The organism is Sulfitobacter sp. 1A12779 (assembly GCF_043557315.1).
In the GTDB taxonomy this organism is placed as follows: Bacteria; Pseudomonadota; Alphaproteobacteria; order Rhodobacterales; family Rhodobacteraceae; genus Sulfitobacter; species Sulfitobacter faviae.
The window spans coordinates 32,993-55,600 of sequence record NZ_JBIFFU010000015.1; the positions used below are offsets into that span (position 1 = coordinate 32,993).

20 protein-coding genes and 1 pseudogene are annotated in these 22,608 nt (G+C 56.3%); 4 read left to right on the top strand and 17 right to left on the bottom strand.

Annotation, left to right across the window (positions count from 1 at the left end):
• Positions 1 to 35: 35 nt before the first annotated feature.
• Positions 36 to 626, bottom strand: coding sequence for a terminase small subunit (locus ACGYLQ_RS15545; RefSeq protein ID WP_394443722.1), 591 nt, complete (start codon positions 624 to 626; stop codon positions 36 to 38).
• A 1,566-nt stretch (positions 627 to 2,192) separates the two neighbouring features.
• On the opposite strand from ACGYLQ_RS15545, the gene ACGYLQ_RS15550 reads away from it, so the two are divergent.
• Both ACGYLQ_RS15550 and ACGYLQ_RS15555 read left to right on the top strand, forming a co-directional pair.
• Positions 2,193 to 2,354 carry a hypothetical protein gene (locus tag ACGYLQ_RS15550; protein WP_394443723.1) on the top strand — a complete coding sequence of 54 codons (162 nt, stop codon included), beginning with the start codon at positions 2,193 to 2,195 and terminating at the stop codon, positions 2,352 to 2,354.
• A 292-nt stretch (positions 2,355 to 2,646) separates the two neighbouring features.
• Positions 2,647 to 4,539, top strand: a complete 1,893-nt coding sequence (locus tag ACGYLQ_RS15555; RefSeq protein WP_394443724.1) for a polysaccharide biosynthesis protein — start codon at positions 2,647 to 2,649, stop codon at positions 4,537 to 4,539.
• Between the two features lie 141 nt (positions 4,540 to 4,680).
• Here ACGYLQ_RS15555 and ACGYLQ_RS15560 read toward each other — a convergent pair.
• Positions 4,681 to 5,438 (bottom strand): IS5 family transposase gene (locus ACGYLQ_RS15560; protein ID WP_394443725.1). Its coding sequence is split into 2 segments (ribosomal slippage): positions 4,681 to 5,117 and positions 5,117 to 5,438, totalling 759 coding nucleotides; the frame shifts between segments, so codons are not numbered across the junction.
• A gap of 476 nt (positions 5,439 to 5,914) precedes the next feature.
• Here ACGYLQ_RS15560 and ACGYLQ_RS15565 point away from each other — a divergent pair.
• Together ACGYLQ_RS15565 and ACGYLQ_RS15570 are read left to right on the top strand one after the other, a co-directional pair.
• Complete coding sequence (locus tag ACGYLQ_RS15565; RefSeq protein WP_394443726.1) at positions 5,915 to 6,082, top strand: hypothetical protein; 168 nt, start codon at positions 5,915 to 5,917, stop codon at positions 6,080 to 6,082.
• Between the two features lie 10 nt (positions 6,083 to 6,092).
• Complete coding sequence (locus ACGYLQ_RS15570; protein ID WP_394443727.1) at positions 6,093 to 6,701, top strand: hypothetical protein; 609 nt, start codon at positions 6,093 to 6,095, stop codon at positions 6,699 to 6,701.
• Here the strand turns inward: ACGYLQ_RS15570 and ACGYLQ_RS15575 are convergent.
• The 15 genes and pseudogenes from ACGYLQ_RS15575 to pseI all read right to left on the bottom strand — a co-directional run bounded on the left by ACGYLQ_RS15575 (position 6,685) and on the right by pseI (position 22,605).
• Positions 6,685 to 7,818 carry a DegT/DnrJ/EryC1/StrS family aminotransferase gene (locus tag ACGYLQ_RS15575; RefSeq protein WP_394443728.1) on the bottom strand — a complete coding sequence of 378 codons (1,134 nt, stop codon included), beginning with the start codon at positions 7,816 to 7,818 and terminating at the stop codon, positions 6,685 to 6,687. The genes ACGYLQ_RS15570 and ACGYLQ_RS15575 overlap by 17 nt on opposite strands.
• A 9-nt stretch (positions 7,819 to 7,827) precedes the next feature.
• The gene (locus ACGYLQ_RS15580; RefSeq protein WP_394443729.1) at positions 7,828 to 8,442 is read right to left on the bottom strand and encodes an acyltransferase; all 615 of its coding nucleotides are present in this window, start codon (positions 8,440 to 8,442) and stop codon (positions 7,828 to 7,830) included.
• Positions 8,439 to 9,032 (bottom strand): sugar transferase, encoded by a 594-nt coding sequence (locus ACGYLQ_RS15585; protein ID WP_394443730.1) that lies wholly within the window; start codon positions 9,030 to 9,032, stop codon positions 8,439 to 8,441. Before ACGYLQ_RS15585 ends, ACGYLQ_RS15580 begins: the two co-directional genes overlap by 4 nt.
• A gap of 57 nt (positions 9,033 to 9,089) precedes the next feature.
• Positions 9,090 to 9,437: a hypothetical protein gene (locus ACGYLQ_RS15590; protein WP_394443731.1), complete on the bottom strand. Its 348-nt coding sequence runs from the start codon at positions 9,435 to 9,437 to the stop codon at positions 9,090 to 9,092.
• Positions 9,434 to 10,693, bottom strand: a pseudogene (locus ACGYLQ_RS15595) (sugar phosphate nucleotidyltransferase). The gene ACGYLQ_RS15590 and the pseudogene ACGYLQ_RS15595 overlap by 4 nt, the downstream one beginning before the upstream one ends.
• A 22-nt stretch (positions 10,694 to 10,715) precedes the next feature.
• Entirely contained in the window at positions 10,716 to 11,693 is a 978-nt protein-coding gene (locus tag ACGYLQ_RS15600; protein ID WP_394443732.1) for a GDP-L-fucose synthase family protein, read from the bottom strand.
• Positions 11,690 to 12,811, bottom strand: a complete 1,122-nt coding sequence (gmd, locus tag ACGYLQ_RS15605; RefSeq protein WP_394443733.1) for a GDP-mannose 4,6-dehydratase — start codon at positions 12,809 to 12,811, stop codon at positions 11,690 to 11,692. The genes ACGYLQ_RS15600 and gmd overlap by 4 nt, the downstream gene beginning before the upstream one ends.
• A gap of 88 nt (positions 12,812 to 12,899) precedes the next feature.
• Positions 12,900 to 14,105 (bottom strand): glycosyltransferase family 4 protein, encoded by a 1,206-nt coding sequence (locus ACGYLQ_RS15610; RefSeq protein ID WP_394443734.1) that lies wholly within the window; start codon positions 14,103 to 14,105, stop codon positions 12,900 to 12,902.
• Positions 14,106 to 14,710: 605 nt separating this feature from the next.
• The gene (locus ACGYLQ_RS15615) at positions 14,711 to 15,961 is read right to left on the bottom strand and encodes a hypothetical protein (protein ID WP_394443735.1); all 1,251 of its coding nucleotides are present in this window, start codon (positions 15,959 to 15,961) and stop codon (positions 14,711 to 14,713) included.
• The gene (locus ACGYLQ_RS15620; protein WP_394443736.1) at positions 15,958 to 16,476 is read right to left on the bottom strand and encodes a hypothetical protein; all 519 of its coding nucleotides are present in this window, start codon (positions 16,474 to 16,476) and stop codon (positions 15,958 to 15,960) included. Before ACGYLQ_RS15620 ends, ACGYLQ_RS15615 begins: the two co-directional genes overlap by 4 nt.
• A gap of 104 nt (positions 16,477 to 16,580) precedes the next feature.
• Positions 16,581 to 17,579: a UDP-N-acetylglucosamine 4,6-dehydratase (inverting) gene (pseB, locus tag ACGYLQ_RS15625; protein WP_394443737.1), complete on the bottom strand. Its 999-nt coding sequence runs from the start codon at positions 17,577 to 17,579 to the stop codon at positions 16,581 to 16,583.
• A gap of 87 nt (positions 17,580 to 17,666) precedes the next feature.
• Positions 17,667 to 18,827: a UDP-4-amino-4,6-dideoxy-N-acetyl-beta-L-altrosamine transaminase gene (pseC, locus tag ACGYLQ_RS15630; RefSeq protein ID WP_394443738.1), complete on the bottom strand. Its 1,161-nt coding sequence runs from the start codon at positions 18,825 to 18,827 to the stop codon at positions 17,667 to 17,669.
• Positions 18,824 to 20,215, bottom strand: a complete 1,392-nt coding sequence (locus tag ACGYLQ_RS15635) for a hypothetical protein (protein ID WP_394443739.1) — start codon at positions 20,213 to 20,215, stop codon at positions 18,824 to 18,826. Before ACGYLQ_RS15635 ends, pseC begins: the two co-directional genes overlap by 4 nt.
• An 85-nt stretch (positions 20,216 to 20,300) precedes the next feature.
• Entirely contained in the window at positions 20,301 to 21,542 is a 1,242-nt protein-coding gene (locus tag ACGYLQ_RS15640; protein WP_394443740.1) for a lipopolysaccharide biosynthesis protein, read from the bottom strand.
• A gap of 4 nt (positions 21,543 to 21,546) precedes the next feature.
• On the bottom strand, positions 21,547 to 22,605 hold the full coding sequence (pseI, locus tag ACGYLQ_RS15645; RefSeq protein ID WP_394443741.1) for a pseudaminic acid synthase: 1,059 nt from the start codon (positions 22,603 to 22,605) through the stop codon (positions 21,547 to 21,549).
• Positions 22,606 to 22,608: the final 3 nt, after the last annotated feature.

A 22,608-nucleotide genomic window follows, 5' to 3' on the forward strand; every position in this document is an offset into this window, starting at 1 on the left:
CCTCCGCCGACAATACCTCAGATATAGTCGCGGGACTATTTATAAAGCTTCCGTAACGCCACTTGGTCAGCGCTCATTTGCGCCGCCCGCGCTGCAGCCAAAAGCTTCCTATCCTCGTTGCGTTTGATGCGAGGGCCGAGCATACCCAGATGTCGCATCAGAAGCTCTAGGAAGTTTAGGCGATCCGTCAGTGAAAGTTTGACCCTATTGCGCCCGCTGTTGCCGGCCCCCCCGTCCACTTTGAGAGACCGCACAAGGCCCTTCCGCCAGACCTCGGGCCACTCAGCGACAGGCTTGAGTTGATTACTTTCATCATAGATATCGTCAAGATCTGCCTCGAGCAAGTCTCGGGTCCATTTCAAAACTGCCTCTCGCATTTCTTCAGCGCGGCAATGAAGCTCTTCGTTACGGGCCTTGAGAGCGGCTTGAATGTTGCGCTGGTTTAGCAGCTTCATCGCGAGCGCTTTTTCGTTGCGTCCCGCAAAGCCTGCAATGCGGAGTGCTCGCACCGGGTCAAAGTCACGTCGGTAAGCTTCGACAAAAATTGCCTGCTGCGGCGTAAGGCGGTAACGCATCGCCCAGAGCGCTACGTCGGCGACGACGAGGTCCCGTTGTTGCATGCTCATGCTGACCGTCCTCCGTTTGCGCCATTGTCGCGCCGCATGGTACACTGGTGCTTGAGACATGCTGTACTGCGTTCGAAAGCAGTACGTCTCTTTAAGCGAGCCACCGTAATGGTGAGCGAAGCGACCGCCTCGATTTCTAGTATGGCTTGAGGGTGGATCATCGGGTTTCTCCCTGCATAGGGGGCACCCTGCGGATGTGTCGGCGCCCCAAGGTTTATGGGCGACCGAGGCACATCATGCGCTCGCGATCTCTTATGATACTAGATGATGGGTCAAGAAGGCGCAAGAGTTGAGCTTCGGCGCCGCTAAACGGGGTTCGGAGATCAGAATTTGAATTGTTCAGAGGAAGGTGATCAGAGACAACGCCCTCCTTAACCAAACCAAGGAACCTGAAGAAACGATGCGTCGAAAATTCGCGGAGGAGATGGCCGCACGCAGCTCATCATGGCTTTAGGCCAGCACATCGGGCCAGCTTCCCCCTACTCCCAGACTACAATTTATAACAGCTCCGAAAGTTGGTATAGCGCGGACTCTATGAAACACCCTGAACTCAAGCTGAGAAAACGCGGCTCCCAGCTTAAGTCAGCCGCGGTGAGCATGAGATGCCACGCGACTCTTGCAGCGCCAGTGCAGCAAGAGGCCAACAGAAGCGCCAAGACCGATCCCAAATAGGTCCGCAACAAAGTCAGCCAGCTCTGCTGATCGACCAACATAGGGCTGAACCACCTCAATCAGTCCGGCGTAGAACGCCGCTGACAAGCCTACCCGAAGAAGCGCTTTTGGGTAAAAGGTCGCCGAAGGTAGCGTCTACGCCATGAAGGCCAGTATGTGGTGGGTCTTGTCCCCTCCTGGAACAACATCCGGGGCATTCAATGGAATAAGGGTTAGCAAGGCAATGCAGACAGACAGGCCGACAGTCAGCCAAATCGTGATCGTTCGACGTTGGCTGGGGCCGAAGGAGAACGCACGAGAATTGGACATATTAATAATCTATTCTCCAATCTGTAGCCCTGAGAGCGCAAGCGCTCTAACGCGCCAACCAACAGTAGCTTCTTGTCGAGGTTACATGCAGTAAACTCTGTGGTTGGGCCAGTAGATATTATCTCGGGCGGCAACAGGCTGCCGGCTATGAAGTATGGAAGGGCTAGATTATGCCTTTCGGCTTAGGCGCGTCGCAACAGACTAGCCATATTCTCAAAAGTTTTAACTCTTGGAACGCTCCAGAGTCCAATGTGCGGAGACCCGCACCGAGCGCCCCCGCAACGATGTTAAGCCAACCCATGGCCGCCGGAGCTTAAGTTGCACCCCGCCATACTATCATGACGGTGGGGCACAGGGCCGATCAACTGCGCGCCGCGACAACAGCGTACGACGAGGCCACTCAGGTCGCCGTCCAGACCGTACAGGTGGACACTACCCATAGGGAAACAACGGCGCGCGAGGCGCTTAAAGGCTCCGATGGCATGGCGTTCTTGCAACGCAGGAGCAGACGCAGCAGGCGCTACCCCCCCATGACGTCATGGGCCGGGCTTCGCGGCCGCCAACCCTGCCCGCAATGGCCGCCTGATGAGGCAGAACGACACGCTTGACCGCATCGTCGAGTTCAATGAGGCCAGCGCCGAGAAGCGCGCAGTAAGCCTGTGCAATTCCAGCGTCGTTGCCTGCAAATCGCAACTGCGTATTGGCCTCAGCAACAAGGTCAGGCCAAGAACCACGACGCAAAACTAATTGCGCGCGCGGTAGACGGCGTGGTGGATAGCCTTGCAAATGCTGGTTATGGTAAAGTGAAAGCTTGAACCATCTTCCGTGGCTAAACACTCCTGCCCATACAGGGTTACCGTATTGCCTCATGGACGCCCGATACTGATGGCTCGTGGTTAGCCTGGAACTTGATAACAAGATCAAGTCGTGGCATCGGACTACTTTAAATTGGAAATTTACGTTGATGCATAGTTATACTTCTTACCTCTCTAGTCTAAGCAGGCGGAGCAAAATTGCTCTGCAGCTCGTGATAGATAGTTTGTTCATAACCCTGTCGCTCATTGGCGCGATGCTGGTTCGGCTCGAGAGCACGGCTTTTTTTTGGCAGAAAGAGCTGTGGGGGGCGCTGTCAGTGGCGTTGGTCGCTGCATTGATCACATTTTGGCATTCAGGTCTCTACCGCGCGATGGTGAGGCATATCAGCCAGCACACACTCATGAAGATCGGCAAAGGGGCGGGGATTGCCGCAGTTGCCCTCTATGGAGCAAGCATCGGGTTCGACGCATTTATGCCGCGCTCGGTCCCCTTCATTTTTTCGGTCTTTGTATTTCTGTCTATTGGGGGATTGCGGCTATTTACCCGGAATGTTTTCCGCAACCCAAAGCGATTGCGCAAGCAGCCGGTGATAATTTACGGTGCTGGCGACGCTGGGCTGCAGCTTGTGAATTCTCTTTCTCAGGGCCAGGAATATGCCCCGGTGGGCCTGGTGGACGATGACCCGAACATACAGAACATGACTGTCAGCGGGTTGAACGTCTACGCACCCGAACACATCCCGCAACTCATCGAAAAAACAGGCGCAGATGTTGTCTTGTTCGCAATACCAAGCATAACCCGCGCGCGACGTAGGGCTATTGTAAGGAAGCTTGAAGACCATCGGGTGAAAATCAAAACCATCCCCGGCATATCTGATATCATCAGCGGTAAGGCTAAAATTTCAGAATTACGGACTGTTTCAGCTGAGGACCTCCTTGGCCGTGATCCAGTTATCCCGGATCCTAAACTATTTCGAAAGAACATCACTGGAAAGGTGGTAATGGTTTCCGGCGCAGGCGGATCCATCGGGAGTGAACTTTGCCGCCAAATCCTGAATCAGACTCCAGCGGCATTAGTCCTTTTTGAGGCTTCTGAGTTTGCACTATACACCATTGAAGCTGAACTATTCGCAATGGCCAAGCGTCTCAAGGTTCCTACGAGGATAATACCTATCCTTGGCTCAGTTCAAAACAGCCGGCGTTTAGAACTAGCGATTAAAGCCTTTAGGGTAAAGACGATTTACCATGCAGCAGCCTACAAACATGTTCCGTTGGTCGAAGAAAACCTGGTGGAGGGCGTTCGAAACAACGTATTCGGCACACTTACGATCGCCCTCGCAGCGAAAAAATACGACGTAGAAAATTTTATCCTGATTTCTACTGATAAAGCTGTACGTCCAACAAATATTATGGGCGCGACCAAACGCATTGCAGAGTTGATCTGCCAAGCTCACTCAGCAGATGTATCAGATACAGTCTTTTCTATGGTGCGGTTCGGAAACGTTCTCGGTTCTTCGGGGTCAGTGATCCCCAGGTTTAGGTCACAAATCGAGAATGGGGGGCCTATCACGGTCACGCACAAGGACATAACCCGGTATTTCATGACGATCCCCGAAGCAGCTCAATTGGTAATTCAAGCAGGCGCCATGGGCCGCGGGGGAGAAGTCTTTGTCTTGGATATGGGTGAACCAGTTAGAATTCTGGACCTCGCGTTTAGCATGGTAAAGCTACATGGGTTAACGCCCTACATGAGCGATCAGCCGGATCAGATTTCCCCTGAGAAGGGCGATATTCCAATCTATATCGCAGGGCTGCGCAAAGGGGAGAAACTTTACGAGGAACTTCTCATCGGTAACAATCCAGAACCGACTGATCACCCCCGCATTATGACAGCCTCAGAAGTATCTCTTCCTTTGGATCAACTAAAGAAAGTCTTGGATCGCCTATTTCTTGCATGCGGAGATTCCAATATTCCTGAAATAATTGCCATTTTGCATGCGTTGCCGCTGGATTATATACCAACTGACGACAAAATCTCAGACCTGATATATACAGCAAAAAAGCAGAATGATCACGTTGAGGTGGATAAACTCCTTCAGTGGGAGTCGTCAGTCTAGATAGGAGAGCCTAGCCCGTCGGTTAAGACAGTATATATTTCAATTAGTCGATCCCGCCAGCGACCTAATTCGAGGGATTGCTCGGAAATGCTTTGGTATTTTATATTGAGTCAGCAGGATGGACCATTCTAGGCTCAGGACTCATAGCCAGTAGATGACAGTGGCGGCGAGAGCGATGGCTGAGAGGAAGACCTTTGGGCATCGGTCGTAGCGAGTGGCAACGCGCCGCCAGTCCTTGAGTCTGCCGAACATGATCTCGATCCGATTGCGGCGTTTGTATCTGCGCTTGTCATACTTCACCGTCGCCTTCCGCTGTTTTCGTCCGGGGATGCAGGCGTGTATCCCCTTGTCTTCTAATGCTTCTCTGAACCAGTCGGCGTCGTAGCCGCGATCGCCGAGCAGCCAATCGACATCCGGAAGACTATCGCAAAGCGCTCGCGCACCTATGTAGTCGCTCACCTGTCCTGCCGTTACGAACAGGTTGAGTGGGCGCCCCCGGCTATCGCAGATTGCATGAAGTTTGGTGTTCATGCCGCCTTTGGTTCGTCCAATAAGACGTCCACGCCCCCCTTTTTGACGCCCAAACTGGACGCTGTGCGATGAGCCTTCAGGTAGGTAGCATCGATCATCACGGTATTCTTTTCGCTGTGCTCGGCAGCCAGTCCCACCATCATCTGTGCGAAAATGCCTTTGTCGCTCCAACGCTTCCAACGGTTATAGAGCGTCTTGTGGGGGCCATACTCCTTAGGCGCATCTCGCCATCGCAAACCATTGCGATTGATGAAAATAATCCCGCTTAAAACCCGCCGATCATCGACACGTGGTTTGCCATGGGATTTCGGAAAGTAGGGCTCCAGCCGCGCCATCTGCGCATCGTTCAGCCAGAAAAGATCAGACATATCACCGCTCCGTTTTCGGACGGTGAATCATGCGGCTCCGCGATAATCAATGGGTCCTGAGCCTAGGAGGCCGAGAAGGCGGAGGACGCAATACGCACTATGAGATTTGTTTGGAAGAAGCGTGATCCCGCAGGCTTTCAAATTCGGTTCGCCCCCAGTTCCAAGCGATAGGGATGTCCTCGGGTCGACCAGGATCCGGAGGGCCGACAATCATCACTCTAACCGGTCGTCCCGAGGTCTCCGCCGCCGGCGGGCTGGGTGGCATGAGCGGACAGGCCTCACGACTAGGCAATGATGACGCTGGGACGCTCTACGGTCTGGGTGGCATCGGCGGTAGTGTTAATGCCGGAGGTTCCGCAGCGCCCTTTTCGTCATATTGAGCAGGAGATGGTGGTGGGGGCGGCGACATACCATCGATCTATGACTCTTCGGGCGCAGGGGGCTTTGGAGGCGCCGCAAGGACAAGACGAACACGCATGATCACCGCTGATTATGGCGCTGAGGTCAACGTTATCATCGGCGCTGGTGGCACCGGAGCTAAAGCGGGTTATCCCAGTGGTGACGGTGCTGCGGGATATTTACGGCTGACGTGGGACGGCACATCGCCTGTCTTCACGTCTAGCGGCACGGTCACAATCAACTGACGGATTGCGCATGGGAATTATCAACATCAACGCCTTGGCGGGAGTCTCCCCGGAGCTGGACGCGCTCACCGATCGGCAGCGCGCTGCACTTCTTAAGGTGGTTTTCTGCTACCGACTCTGCGCGCTCTCTGCCACAGCAGTGTTCAATGACTCAGAGGTTCTACGTGAGGTCGCAGAACACAGCCCAGACAAGATCGCCTTGGCAAACATCCGTCGCTTTGGCGTGGACTTGGGAAGTCTCGCGATGGGGGAGCCCCGTTCTTATGTTGTTGGCGACGAGCCGAGAACGCTGCTATTGGGGTTCAGGTATTTGGCCACGGGCGCGCTTGCTGAGTGGAAGCGCTACCGGCAAGATCCCGACGACAAACACCGTGTTCTGATCGACCGATACGGCTCTGATGATCGTGTGATTTCGGTCGCTGAGGTCGAAACGCGCGGGTGGGCCAGAGCTATGGAAGGGGCCGGCCGTGCTGGCGAAGATGGCCATATTAGCCGGGATGCACTCGATCTTTCTCGCCAAAGAGGCCAAGGATCAGTGCTATTTGAGGCTGCTGCCTGCTTAAGCCTATCGGATCTATTCGCATCAGGCGGACCGGGGGAGTTCAACGACCTTTATTAAGGAGCGCTGTGACCCGCTCAACAACTTCATCTTGCTGCTCATCAGTCATGTCGCTGCCCGACGGCAGGCACAGGCCATTGGCGAAAAGGCGCTCGTCGACGCCGGTGCCGTGATAGGGCATACCGGCGTAGAGTGGCTGCATGTGCATAGGTTTCCACAGCGGGCGGGACTCGATCTCGTGTTCCAGCAGCATCAGGCGAATCTCCTCACGCGTGATGCCGGTCTCATCAGGGTCGATGGTCACTGCCGTGAGCCAGCGGGTCGAGTGCAGGCCTTCGGGTTCGGGCATGAAGGCGATGCCGGGGCGAGAGAGCGCGGACTTGTAGCGCTCGAAGATTTCGCGACGGCGAGCAACGCGAGCGTCCAGCACCTCCATCTGGCCAAGTCCGATCGCGGCGCAGATGTTGGACAGGCGGTAGTTATAACCAAAGGTGGAATGCTCGTAATGCGGGGCGGGGTCGCGCGCCTGGGTGGCGAGGAAGCGCGCCTCATCGGCCCATGCCTTGTGCTTGGTGACCAGCAAGCCGCCGCCGGAGGTGGTGATGATTTTGTTGCCGTTGAAGGACAGGATCGCGGCATCGCCCCCAGTGCCGGCCTTGCGGCCAGTCTTGTAGGAGGCGCCAAGGCTTTCAGCGCTGTCGACAATCAGACGCACGCCGTATTGCGTGGCGAGCGTCTCAAGCGCATGGAGATCGGCGGATTGGCCGTAGAGGTCGGTGGGCACGATGGCCTTGGGCAGGCGGTTTTCTGCCGCAGCCTTGGCAAGTTCGGTCGAAAGCCGTGCGATGTCGATGGTCCAGCTTGCCGGGTCGAGGTCGAAGAAGCGCGGGGTGGCGCCAAGGTAGTTCACCGGGAAGATGCCGCCCGCGAATGTCATGGATGAAATCCAGACCTCATCGCCCGGTCCAACGCCCGCGATGCTCAGCGCCAGGTGCAACGCCGCTGAACCCGAGGACAGTCCGACGCAATGCAGATCCGCGCCGAGGTAGTCGCGCACGGAGGCTTCGAAGGCATCGAGTTGGGGCCCGAGAGGGGCGACGAAGTTCGAGGCGAACGCCTCGGCCACGCGCTGTTCCTCATGGCCGGACATATGGGGGCGGGAGAGATAAATGCGCATTGGGGGCCTCTATGGTCTGGGAAGGGAGGTACTGCCTGCGGCAATATCCTCGAACAGTTTTTTTTCAAGCTCCAACAGGGTCCGCATGCGTTCCCGAACCGGCCGGCATGGTGTGCCCATGCAAAGGCTCCACTGTGGTAGAGACTTGGTCACCAACGACATCGCGCCGACGCTGGTGCCGTCGCCGATGTTGACCCCGGGCAAGATCACCGACCCGGTCCCAACAATTACGTGGCGCCCAAGCCTGACCGGCCCGCTCTGCACCTTTTTGTATGCCCTGGGCACCATCGGATTGGTCAGTGTTTCGCCCGAGTAGTCGTCAGTCGCGGTAAAGATCCGCACCCCCTGCGATAGGCCGGCGAAATCTGCCATTTCCAGGGGAACCGAGGCGGCCAGGTGGCACCCTGCGCTGATATGGACGAACGAACCGATCATCAGTTCCGATGACGACCCAACTAGTATGGTAGTCGGCCCGTCGATGCGAACATTGTCGCCGATCTTCAGTCGCTCGTACCCGATGATGGTACAGTTACGCGCGATATGTACGTTAGCCCCGACCGATCCAATTCCGAGTTCCCGGAGCTCGGTCGAGGCCGCGTAGCCCGGATTGAAAAGCGTGCTCAATTGTCCGATCCCTTAAATGGATACATCGTGGCCTCTCCAGCAGCGGAAATGCCATCGCGCTTAATCACCTTCCGAATAGTCAACCAAATGATCTTCAGATCCAGCCAAATGCTTCGGTTGTCTACATACCAGACGTCGCGTGCGAATTTCTCGTCCCATGAAATCGCATTTCGCCCGGTCACCTGCGCCCAGCCGGTGACGCCGGGGCGCACCTCATGGCGGCGGGCTTGTTCGGGGGAATAAAGTGGCAAGTATTCCATCAAGAGCGGGCGTGGGCCGACGAGGCTCATTTCGCCCCTCAGCACGTTCCATAGTTGGGGTAGTTCGTCGAGAGAACTAGAGCGCAGGAACTGGCCCAGCCGGGTCAGGCGCTCGGAATCGGGCAGCGGATTGCCCTCCGCATCCACCGCGTCGCGCATGGTACGGAACTTGATCAATTCGAAAGGCTCCGCATGCAGCCCCAGTCTGACCTGCCGGAACAGCATAGGAGACCCCATTTCGAACCGGATCAGCCAGTATACAATTAGCAAGACTGGTGACAACAGCACAAGGCCGATACTGCTGCCAAGAATATCTATCAATCGTTTCAAGTATTTCTCCCAAATTCAAGCAACCTAGCAAGAGCATCTACGTGGCTAGTCGCGGCGTCAAGCGGCGCGGCACCTGCGCGCACCATCTTCATCCCGTTCCAGTCCATCGGGGTATTCGATGCGATCACAGATGCGCCCATCCGCCCCGAAATGGTCGGTAGCAAAATACATTTCTTCGGTGTCGCAGAGGCCAAGATCCAGCGCCTCGGCCCCTTCATCCATCAGCGCCTGTGCAACGGCTTGGGACAGCGCCCCGGACGAGACCCGGCAATTACGCCCGAGCACAACCCGGCGGGCGTCCAGCGCGCGCGCAAAGCCGCGCCCGAAACGTCGCGCAATTCCCTCATCCAGATCGACGCCCGGACGGGCGCGAATGTCACAGGTCTTGAAACGGCTCAGGCTCATCCCTTAGCCCTCTGCCCGCGTGCATAGACATCATCGGAGAGGATGATGTCATCCTCGTCCAGATAGGCGCCGGTCTGCACCTCGATCAGGGTCAGAGGCAGCTTGCCGGGGTTTTCCATCCGGTGAACAGCACTAAGAGGGATGAACACCGACTGGTTCTCGCTGACCACTCGGCCTGTGCCCCGCCTTCGGACTTCAGCCGTTGCACGGCCAGCTTCAGATCCTGCGCGCGATCCTTGTGGGCCACCAGCACCGCATCGGGCATCGCCACCGCAATAATGTCCTCCAGCCCGATGCCACCAGCTGCTGATCCGGACTTTCTACGCGCAGCAGGCTGTTCTGGCAGTCGATCGCGGTCGAGGGCCCGATGGTAACGATGCCTTGCGCGTCTGGTTCCTCTTCGCGCCAGACGGCCTCCCAGCCGCCTAGGTCCGACGAGTGCCCGCCATAGGCCAGCAGGCTGAGATTGCTGACCTTTTCCATCACGGCGTAGTCGATCAAGATATCCTCCAGCACCTCCCAAGGTTTGCAGGCAAGCCGGGTGAAGTCCAGATCGCGCTCGACCAAAGCCACGGCTTTGGCAGCCCCCTCCAGCAGCGCGGGCGCATGGGTGCGAAAGGCCCCAAGAATGGCGGTGGTGGTGAACAGAAAGATGCCTGCATTTCACAGGAACCGACCGCTGGCCAGTATCTGTTCAGCCATCGCGCTGTCTGGCTTCCCAACAAGAGCGCGTAACGGCTGTGGAACAGGTGCAAAACCATCGGATGGCGGCACCTCCAGTTTCAGCCGGCCATTGCCAGTTTCCGGCCTGTCGAGGCGAATGCCGAAGGTGACCAGATTGCCCGCCTGCGCCGCCGGAACCGCTGCCTGCACCGCGGCACGGAAGCGCGCGGCATCCGGGATGACGTGATCCGAGGGTGCCACTAGCATCAGCGCACCGGGGCTGCGCGCCTCGAGCGCCAGCGCCGCCGCGCAGATCGCGGGCGCGGCATTGCGCGCGGCCGGCTCTATCAGGTATCGACGAAGGACAACTTAACTGCCGCAAGCTGTTCCGTAACGATGAAGCGGAAATCGGCACCGGTGAAGACCACCGGCGCGGCAAAACCCTGGCCCGACAGCCTTCGGGCCGCGGCCAGAAACAGGCTTCCCTCGCCCGTGATCCGCGCGAATTGCATGGGATAGCTCTTGCATGAAAGCGGCCAAAGTCGCGTGCCGGAGCCGCCGCAAAGTAGGACAGGATGAATATCTGCACTCATGGTTGTTCCTGAATTTTCCGCTTCAGACACGCGCCGTTTCGAGATTGTCGAGATACCAGCGATAGGCGTTCTCAATCCCGTCGCGCAGATCGATCCGCGCCCGCCAGCCCATCCGCTCGAGACGGCTTACATCCATCAGCTTGCGCATAGTGCCATCTGGGCGCGAGGGGTCAGTTTCGATCCGCCCCTTAAACTCGGTGACCTCGGCAACCAGGCGCGCGAGATCGAGGATCGCGATATCCGTTCCACTACCCACATTGATATGGCTCCGCATGGGCTGCGTGTTGGCGTCATAGATCTCCTTCGGCAGATCCAGAACGAACAGACTTGCCGCCGCCATGTCATCGACATGCAGGAATTCGCGCCGAGGACTGCCAGTGCCCCAGATGGTCACACTCTCGGCCCCGTTTTGTGCCGCCTCATGGAACCGCCGGATAAGGGCGGGCAGGACATGGCTGTTCTCGGGATGGAAATTGTCGCCGGGGCCATACAGGTTGGTCGGCATGACCGAGCGGTAATCCGTCCCGTGTTGGCGGTTATAGCTTTCGCATAGCTTGATCCCAGCGATCTTGGCAAGTGCATAGGGCTCGTTTGTGGGCTCCAGCACACCAGTCAGCAGCGCCTCCTCGGCCATGGGCTGGGGCGCCGCGCGCGGATAAATACAGCTCGAGCCTAGCTGCAACAGCCGCTGGACGGCCGCGGCGAATGCCTGATGAATGACATTGCATTCAATCATCAGGTTTTCATAAATGAAATCTGCCGGGAAAGTGTTGTTGGCGTGAATTCCGCCGACCTTGGCCGCAGCAAGGATCACGATATCCGGCCGCTCGGCCTCCATGAAGCACCGCACCGCTGCCTGATCCGTGAGATCGAGTTCCGCGCGCGTCCTTGTTATCAACTCAAGTGCCGCGCCCTGCGCGTTGCGCGCTTCCAGTTGGCGCAGGATCGCACTGCCGACCATCCCGCGATGCCCGGCAACGAATATTCTGGTCACGCTCATGCCTCCTCCAGCGAAACGGGAAGCTCCATGCCATGCGCGCGCAACAGCGCATGACGACGCGCCGCCCTCAGGTCTTCCGCAACCATTTCCGCACACATTTCCTGCGCCGAGATTTCGGGCACCCAGCCGAGCTTCTCACGCGCTTTGGCCGGGTCGCCCAGCAATGTCTCTACTTCGGCAGGTCGGAAGTAGCGCGGGTCGATGCGCATGATCACGTCACCGGGCTTGGCCGACGGGGCCTTGTCGCCCTCGACCGCCGTGACCACGGCAATTTCATCGACGCCCTCCCCTTCGAACCGCAAGCTGATGCCCAGCTCGGCCGCGCTCCAGGTGATGAATTCGCGCACCGAATATTGCACGCCCGTTGCAATGACGAAATCATCGGGGGTTTCCTGTTGCAGCATCATCCACTGCATCCGGACATAATCCTTGGCATGGCCCCAGTCGCGCAGCGCGTCGATATTGCCCATATACAGGCAGGGCTCAAGCCCTTGGGCAACATTCGCTAGGCCGCGCGTGATCTTGCGCGTAACGAAGGTCTCGCCCCGGCGCGGGCTCTCGTGGTTAAACAGGATGCCGTTGCAGGCATATATGCCGTAAGCCTCGCGGTAGTTCAAGCAGATCCAATAAGCATAAAGCTTGGCAACCGCGTAGGGCGAGCGGGGATGGAAAGGCGTCGTTTCTCGCTGGGGGATCTCCTGAACGAGACCATAAAGCTCGGAGGTGGACGCCTGATAGAACCGGGTTTTCTTCTCGAGCCCCAGAAACCGGATGGCCTCCAGCAAGCGCAATGTTCCCATCGCGTCAACATCTGCTGTGTATTCGGGAGATTCGAAACTGACGGCAACATGCGATTGCGCGCCAAGGTTATAGACCTCGTCGGGTTCGACTTCGGCAAGGATCCGGGTCAGGTTCGAACTATCAGTCAGGTCGCCATAATGCAGCTTCAAGCGCTGATGGTTGCTGTGGGGATCCTGATAGATATGGTCAATCCGCTGCGTATTGAAGAGTGACGCTCTGCGCTTTACGCCATGAACCTCATAGCCCTTCTCCAGCAGGAACTCGGCAAGGTAACTGCCATCTTGCCCTGTTATTCCCGTGATCAACGCTTTCTTCATCAAGACTTCCTCTTTTCTATCATTCTCTGTGCTTCTGAAAGAGCGGCACTTACAGATTTGCGATACCCTTCTGCCGAAACCTGTCAATTTAGCCGTCAAGGCCATCGACATTGCACAACAGACTTTCAACAAACACGGACGTCACTTTTTCGCGGTCATGATGCGCGACACAATAGCTTCGCGCATTCTCCTTTTGGCGCTTGAGAATTTCGGGTTTCGAGAAAATTTCTCGGATTTCTCTCGCGAGGTGCTCTGGGTTACCGGGCGCAAGGCAATCTCCGCAATCCGCAGCGAGGATCGTATCCTTGAGCTCGCTTTCATTTTCGCAGATTGCGAAGACTGCCGAACCAGCGGCCATATAGTAATAGGTCTTAGAAGGGATCATCAAACCTTCGGCCCCCTTGTCCAAAACCACCAGCGCGACATCTGCCATGGCCAATGACATCGGCAACACGGATTCGGGTTGGAAGGGCAACACTTTCAAATTTGGCAGGTTCCGGCTTTGCATGAAGTCATGCGCATCCTGCCATTTCGCACCTTCACCGATTAGAACGAACATGATGTCCGAATGGTTCGCAAGCAATTCGGCAGCTTTGAGAATCGTGTCGAGATCGTGACTGAAGCCCATGTTTCCGGAATACAGGACCACCTTCTGGTCCGTGATACCAAGCTCTCGGGCAAAGCAGTTATTCTCACGCGACATCGGCTTGATTTTATCGGTATCGGCCCAAACGGGGACGACCTCTATCGAGCCCAGACTGGTGCGCTTCGGATCGAATTGCTGAGACAACCGCTGCCCCATCCTTGTGCCGAGCGTATAGACACCTTCAGACCGGTTGTAGAACTGTCGGTTCAACCAACGCCATAGCTGCGCCAAAAACCCCCGCTCTGATAGATGGCCCATAGCAATGAGTGTGTCCGGAAACACATCGTAAACGAGAACGTGGTACCTGCGGCCAAACAGCCGCGCAATGAGCGCGACGGGCGCGATTAGCGGCGGATTGGAAACGATTAGCGCACGGTCACCCCTACGCATTGCCCAGAAAGCCGGAATAGAACGAAAAGTGTAATGGAGCCAGGACGACAGACGGCGGAGCTTTGAGGTGCGATCATAGCCCGGCATCGGCTTGATCTCCAGATCGCCGATGCGCTCACCCAATGACACCGTGTCCGGATGCCCAGTCAACAAGATGGTGCGCCCGTCATGCGCCGCAGCGAGTGCCTCGGCAAGATCACGAAACAACGGCCCGGCCATCTGGTTGAAGAGGTAAAAGGTCTTGGGTGGTGTTGCCATGCATTCAAACTCCGTGTTTAGATACCCCCTGTTCGGCAAGTATTATTTTCGATTTTCGGCGGGGTCTTCGATCGGACGTGTGTCACGCCTCTGAGTGTGGCCTTCTATGACGCCGAGGCCGGTATGCTGTTTGGAAGGCTGGGTTCACATCAGTTCAGAGAGCCGCAAGCGCTCGAGCCCCGGGTCTGAATTTCCTTGCCTTTAACTTCGAAGTCCGTATCGCGTACTCCTCGTCGATCACTCACCCTGGCCTCGCGGCCATGGCGCCCCTTTCTCCTTCTCAGGCTCAGGTCACGCCATTCGATAATTCTCCTGCTTTCTCGAAAGCGCCCAGATCACCGGTTGGCGCTGCCGCCTTTGCGAACCAGCCAGCGGATTTCGGTCTCTCCCAGACTGCCGCCGCCCGTGCCCAGAAAATGATCCTGCAGACGCAGGCCGAGGTCGCTGAAGAACGCATCGCTTAGCGCCGGGTCCCAGTGCTGCCCGGTATGCACAGTCTCGTGGTGGCAATAAGTGTCTGGGCGTTTGAGGACACGGTCAACCGGATGGTCTCGGGCCGCGTGCCAATAGTGGTATGGACTTTGAGGCTGGTCATTTCATTCGCTTTAATTCGCTATTGCTTTACTGTTTCGGAGTCGTTTCTTTGCCTTCATCGGACCATAGCGGAAATACAATGCGATCAGAATCCATGCCGTTGGAGACCCGAGCAGATTAGGACCGAAGGTTGCACTGGATAGGGTCCCGACATAGACCAGCCACAGAGCGCCTTTCGCCTCTGGGCGGCGAAATAGCAAATAGATCAGGAATGCAAGCAAAAACAGAGACGGGATAATTCCGTAGCGGAAGATATAAGCAACCCAGGTCAGATGCGCGAAAGACTTGTAAATGGACATATCGGACCATTCGATCTTCCACAAGTAGTTCGCACCGGGGGGCGCGCCAAACCAGATTTGATTGGGGTATTTCTCGAAGTACCGAAGCACCCCAGTTATTTCTTCAAGTCTTCCGCCGAACAAGATGATTGAGTCATATGTATCGGCAATTCCGAAAAGGCCCTCGCTCCAATCTGCGGTCCGTAGAGTATCAGCCATTTGCTCAAATCTGCGCAACAGAAATGCAAGATTGTCGCCCGCAAAAATGGTGGCAACGGTCGCGAATATGATAAAGATCAGGACCGGAAAAGGGTTTCGGCGCAGTTCAGCAGAAAAATACAAACCGAGTTGAACAAGGAAATTGACAAGCACAGCGCGTTTTCCGCTCAGCAGGATGAGAACTGCCATACCCAAAGTATACATGTTCTTGTGAAAGAAAAAGGGAGCGGCATAGTGGAAGTTGATACTAAAACCAAAATAAACAAACCTGCCCGTAACGTGCAAGAAAAAGTAAATCAGGATCAGCGGCACTGAAAGAATGACAAACCACCGAGAGAACCATTTAAGCTCGTTATAAACAATATCGGGATTGTTCTCTCTTTGCGATAGGATCGTCGAAAACAACAGGCAGGGCAGCGCGATAGAGTAGAAATAGGCAATTACAGACCGATATGTGAAATTGTAATCTACAACACCTGTCAGTGAGAAAGCCTTCAATAGTGACACCGCGGTGAGCAGCCCCAGGATGAAAAGCGGAATGGAAGCTGCGCGAGATAAGCGTTGCATAGTCGTAAGGACCAGCAAAAAAACGATGGGTTGCAAGATTGGCACTAGGAAGACCAGATTCAAGCCAAAGGCCTGCAACAGCACAAGAAACACCGCAACTAGGTCGAGCAGACAGAGGAACATAACGATGCGCAGCCGGCTAAAACGCAAGCCGCGTTGGTTATGCAATTTATACTGATCGACCCTTGCAAAGCTCATTTCTGCATCCGACAGTGATGCACCGCATCCGATGTAATCGTATTTGGCCGCGTCGGATCATAGATTTCGTTCGCCCAGATCGCGAGCACGGCCAGTTCGCTTCCCGTATTGGTTAGATCATGGGCCCAGATCGGACGCGTCCAGAAGGACCCGGCTACAGCGATCTTACGCGACAGCAAATCGCCGGCGCTGCTGCAGACAAGCTCTTCCCCCGCTTTCTTGGAACGGCCATAGGCGCTGTCCTGTGTCACGCGGATGGTCAAGGCATAGTGAAAAGCGGCACTGTCGCTGCGTGGGAGAAAGATCTCCAGCACCTGTTGCGCATAATTGACATTGTCGGCCTGAAAACCACTGTCTTCAGGCGGGCGGTTTGCACCTGCAAGATGAAAAATATGGTCAACTTGCGTGCCCTTGTGTTCGGCAAGCGTCATGACCTCTTGTCCCTGCGCCTGGAGCGCGGGCACAAGATTCTGCGCGACAAAACTAGAGGCCCCTGTTGCGACAAGACGCATCATGATTCAGAATTCCAGTGCCGAGGTCGAACGCAGGAGATCGCAGACCCCTTGCGCATCAAGCTGATGGGTATTGCTGGAATGATAGGGTATCATAATCCGAACATTTAAATTGCACCGATCTTTTCACGATTGCGTTCTATCCAGTTTGCCAATTCTGATGTCTCCATCCAGTGTGGATTTTGATCGCTGGTATAGAAGAAGTCCTCGCGGACTTTCCGCCCATCCTTAATACGGGCAGGATCGTTGCACCACCTGTTGATCGCCGGCAAGATTTTGTAATGCTCGTCATATTCGTAGGTATAGGGGCCGTCTTCTAAACCAATCATCTGTTCATGTAGTTTTTCTCCCGGACGGATGCCGACAATTTCAAGCCTTGCGCCGGGGGCAACGACATTCGCAATATCGGTGACCTTCATTGAAGGGATCTTCTTCACATAGGTCTCTCCACCGATCATATCCTCGAACGCATGCCAGACCAGTTCAACTCCCTGCTCGAGCGAGATCATAAATCGAGTCATACGCTGATCGGTTATGGGCACAACGCCGCTGTCCTTAATCGACATAAAAAAGGGAATGACCGAACCTCTCGATCCCATTACGTTGCCGTAGCGGACAACCGAAAAGGCAGTGCCATGCTCTCCCGAATAGGCATTACCCGCTACGAAGAGCTTGTCCGAAGCAAGTTTGGAGGCACCGTAGAGATTGATAGGGCTCGAAGCTTTGTCGGTCGAAAGGGCAACCACACGCTTGACACCTTTATCGATCGCGGCATCGATGACATTCATCGCACCATTGACGTTTGTCTTGATGCATTCGAACGGGTTGTATTCGGCTGTCGGAACGATTTTTGTTGCAGCCGCGTGCACGACATAATCGACACCATCAAATGCACGATAAAGCCTCTCGCGATCTCGGACATCACCGATGAAGAAGCGTACTCGGGGATCGCCATCGAACCGCTTGGCCATATCCCATTGCTTCATCTCATCTCGAGACAAGACAATAATTTTCTTGGGGCTGTAGCGCTCCAGCGTCATAGGCACAAAGGCGTTGCCAAAGGATCCCGTACCGCCGGTTACAAGGATTGTGCTGTTTTTAAACACTGAATGGTCTCCACATTTTTTTCTTGATGGTGCTATTTGGTGAATTTGAGTTGCATTTCGGCACTGGTCCAGTTCAGCTGAACCGTTTTACCTATAAACAGCCGTTATAAGGGATTTGATCACGATATCTTGCTGGTCATCTGCCATGTCGTAGAAAACCGGCAGGCTGATGGCCCGCTCATAATAGGACTCCGATACCGGATATTGCGACGGTTCGAAGCCCAGGCCCCGATAATACGGCTGACGCGTAACCGGGATGTAATGAACATTCACGCCAATCCCGTCAAGCCGCAGCTTCTCGAACAGGCTCCGACGCTCCAGAGGCTTGCTGCCTTCGGGCAACCGAACGACATACAGGTGCCAGGCGGGCTGGTTTTCATCGCAATCCAGCCTGGGCAGCAGGAACCGGCTATTTTGAAGCAGCTGTTCATAGCGCCCGGCCAGTTCACGGCGGCGGGCGACAAAGGCGTTTAGTCGTTTCATCTGCGACAGGCCCAGCGCCGCCTGCATTTCGGTCAGCCGATAGTTGAAACCCAAATCTTGCTGTTCGTAATACCACCCACCATCGTTTTGCAGCATCTCCGACGGATCGCGGGTGATCCCGTGGCTGCGCAGCGCCGCCATCCGGCGCGACAGAACCCGATCATTTGTGGTCACGGCCCCGCCTTCACCCGTGGTAACGATCTTGACGGGATGGAAGCTGAAGACGCATAGATCGCTGAACGCACAAGACCCTACAGGCTGACCGGCGTAACGCGCGCCAATTGCATGCGAGGCGTCCTCGACGACTCGGAACCCGTAGGTCTTCCGTAACGCATCGAGCGCCTTCATGTCGCAGCTTCGACCTGTCATATGAACCGGCACGACCACCTTCGGAAGCCGCCCTTCTGCCTGCGCCCGGTCCAGTTTTTCGGCAAGAAGCGTCATGTCCATATTGAAGGTGTCGGCACAAATATCGACAAAATCCACGCTGGCCCCGCAATACAACGCGGCATTGGCGCTGGCCACGAAAGTAATCGGCGAGGTCCAGACGATGTCGCCGGGCCCCACGTCAAGACTGCGCAGCGCGATATGCAGCGCGCTGGTGGCACTACTGACCGCGATGCAATGCGCGGCGCCGGTATGCGTTGCGATCGCGGCCTCGAAGCGGGGCACAACGGGCCCCTGGGTGATAAAGTCCGACCTGAGCACCTGAACGACAGCTTCGATGTCGTCTTCAGTGATGTTCTGTCTGCCATAAGGTATCATTGGGAGCTCATGCGTGAGAAGGGTGTGTCTGCTGTTGCAGCGTGATCTCGGTCCAGGATGCTGCGAATGGACTGCGCCATCCGCGCGCTCCAGACTCGATGTTCCTCGCTCTCGACCGACCACCTGCCGTTGTTCAGGAATCGTCCGGGCAAGGTTCCACCAAGCATGAAGGCGACCATGGCGCGCTGCTGCTCTGGGGTTATCGCGGCTTTCGGCAGATCGTCTTGCAATGCTGCCAGAGGCCGCAGTGCACCCAAGGGCAGATAATAGGGGTTGCTGTCACTGTAGACAGGCTTGCCGCGCAAGGCCGCCTCGAAACCGGCAGAACCCGTGCACACGACAACCCCGTCGCAAAGTTCGACAAGGTCGTTCGAGGCGACCTTCGGCGACGCGATCACACAGTTCGGCTCTTTGGCGAGGCGCTTGTAGAACCCCCTAGACCGAAACCCCAGAAGGTTCGGATGCTCCTTGACGACAAAGCGGCGCGTCTTGCGATACTGCCTGATCAGCGAGAGAACGAATTCCTCATACGCGATCCATCTGGTGTCATGGCTCCAGTAATCGATCGTGGCCTCGGGCGACATTTGCAAGGGCAGGTAGACCAGTGGAGGACCGCCTTCGCCCTGCAATCGTGCAAGCGCCGGCCCGCTGAGCCCGTCGAGAGATTGCGGCCAGGGCGACCAATACCGCTGCGCCACGACCTGCGAAGCCCAATAGTGATAATTCAGTCTTTCGGACGGATTCATTCGTTTCAGGGCAAACCACAGGGGTTTGGGAAAATTGCGCAGCCAAAGGCGCCACATCTGACGCCGCATTTCGTGTTCGGATTGGACCAGGAAATCCGGACGATAATCCTGATTCGTCAGGTTTGCCAAAGCCTTGTCGATTTCGGCCTCGCTCACCGTTCGGCAGGGCACGTATTCCCCGCGTGTGGTGACACGGAAATGCTCTTTGACGAAACTGGGCACGATGCCGATGAAGCGGATCCCGCGCTGTGCGCAAAGGGTGGCAAATACATCCATGATGTAACTGTCGATGGTCAAGGACAGCATCGCATCCGGCCGGGCCTTGTCCAGCACGTCGCTGATCGCCTGTTCGGCAGCCAGAAGAAGACGACGCGCCGTTGCAGGATCGAAGCTTCGAAGCAAACGACACCGCAGGGTGATATCGGTCGTTTCCGGCGCGCTCAGATGTCGAAATGACGCGTCCGGTTTGATCTTGCCGAAGATGGCAGTCAGAGCCGCACTCAGACCGCTCTTGTCGATGCTGGCGTGTTCGCTTGTCTGGTGCAGGGTCGCCCCTGCGCCAAAGATGCCGCATGCCAAATGCTGCATTTGCGTTTTATTCCAAGGCCTTACATAGAGAAGGATAGAAGCTGTTCTGTTCATGCTAGGATTTCCAACTAAATATTTTGCAGTCGCAACCTGCATGCCTTGGGGCTGCAATACAAAGAGCTTTGAGCGCGGTCTTTGGTCATGCTGCGGCCATTCTGCCGGAATGACGCTTCACAGTCGAAAGCACGAAAAACAGGGCAAATGCCGCGTAAAGAGTCAAAATTATTGATGTCCCGCCGGCAAGCCAGATAGCCCCCAGGCCCTCATGATAAGCATAGAGATTGTTTGCTGATACCATCAATGCACCAAAACCCATCGCAAAGGTCAGAGGCAATTGACGGCGGTAATAGGCCGCAAGCGGTGTAATAGAACCAGCGACAAAGAAAACTGCGAAAGCAAAGCCCAGCAACACCACCACCAATGTCAGCCCCTCGAAGGTCGATGGCAGAAACATGTCCTCAAGCATGACAGCCGCGGCGACAAGCGTAAAAAAACTGGCAACCCCGACGCCCGCGGCAATCAGCAACTTTCTGAAGATGAATTGCGTCGAAATCCCATTTTTCTGTTTGCGTGCTTCACCCAGATTCACGGTGTTGATAAAATTGATCGCTGTCAGAAAGATCATGGCACCTACCGAAAGCTGATGGCCAAGGAAATATAGCGCCACCTGTTCATCAGCGCCATGCAAAGGAAGAATCAGTCTGTCCATAGACGATGTCGCCACGAACAGGAATGACGCCACATAGACCGGCATGCCAAGCGCCAACAGTTCGCCATATCCCCGCCAGTCAAGCGGTGCAGCGCCCTTGCTCGGAAGATGCTGGCGCATTGCCAGAACCATGACAAGGCCCGTTAGTGCAGCGATCATTGAAAGGTATGGAATATCGGTTCGCCCGGTCTCTTCCCGGGCGATATGCAGCGCAACGACAGTCAGCAATGCTATCGACAATAGCAGGTCCGGCATCAACGAAAACGAGAAATTCCGCCGGTAGCGCAGATAGGGTTCAACCGCGAAGATCGGCGCGATCAAAAGGAAGGCAAGCGCGCCGATCCGGTATTGTGGGAACAACCACAGCGCAACGGCAAGCACCACGACCCCAAGCGCCAGCATCTGCAGCAGGAAAAACAGAAGATAGCGGCGCTCTGCACCGGCCACGTCCTGCGCCAGCGGGCCTTCCCCGGAATACCGGCTGACGAAATAGCCGTTGGTAGCCCCCAGATTGCACAACTGTAGACACTTCGCCATGAAGGCGGCAGTCATCAGCGCCGCGAAATCCGCGGCTGGCAAAAGCCGGGCAGCGAGGATCGCGGCGACAAAGGTCAGACCGGCAACCACGGTGCGATGCACCGGATAGCTTGAGATCAGTTGCCCAACGGTCATCCTGTTAACTGTCCGTGTCGATCAGATCCCACTGGATCGCCTGCCCCCGGGCAATCGCCTGCCGGGCGCGCGCGCCGATCACCTTGTCCAGATACTTTGGTGCCAGCCCGTAGCCCGGTCGGATCGAGCGGACATACGCGGGCGTGATCACGCAGCCCGCCGGAATGTCCTGAACCGCATAGAGCGACCGGCGAAACACGGTATTCGCCTGTTCGCTTGATTTCAGACCGTAATCGACCGTCCCGATCGCCTGCCATGCGATGTGCGCATCGCGGCACAGTTGCGCGAGATCGGCGGGTTCCAGCGAAAAACTGTCATCGGGGCCACCGCCGTTGCGATCCAGGGTGAAATGCTTCTCGATCACGGTCGCCCCCAGCGCCACCGCCGCAATGGCGCTGACATTGTTCAGCGTGTGGTCGGACAGCCCCACCGGCACGCCAAAGCGCCGCTCGATATCCCTCATCGTGGCCAGCTTGTAATCCTCAGGCGGGGCGGGATATCCCGACACGCAATGCAGCAAGACCAGATCTTCGCAACCGCCCTCGCGCGCGGCCTGAACCGCCTCGGTGATCTCGTCAAGGTCGGCCATCCCGGCCGAGATTATCATCGGCTTTCCCTTGGCGGCGACATAACGGATCAGCGGCAGGTCGATCGCCTCGAAAGAGGCAATCTTGAACGCCGGCGCGCCCAGTTCATCCAGGAGGTCCGCGGCGGTAGTATCGAAGGGGCTGGAAAAGATGGTGATCCCGCGCTTGCGGGCATGGGCGAAGAGGGCTTCGTGCCAGTCCCAGGGGGTGTGGGCCCATTCGTAGAGCTTGTAGAGGTTGTAGCCATCCCACAGCCCGCCCGTAATCTGGAATTCAGGGCCGTCATGATCAAGCGTCATTGTGTCGGGCGTGTAGGTCTGCAGCTTGATGGCATCGGCACCGGCCTTGACCGCCTCGTCGATGATCGCAAGCGCGGTATCGAGACTGCCGTTATGATTTGCTGACAATTCGGCAATCACAAAAGGTGAATGATCCCGCCCGATCTGGCGGCCGTTGATGGAAACACTCGGATTCATCGT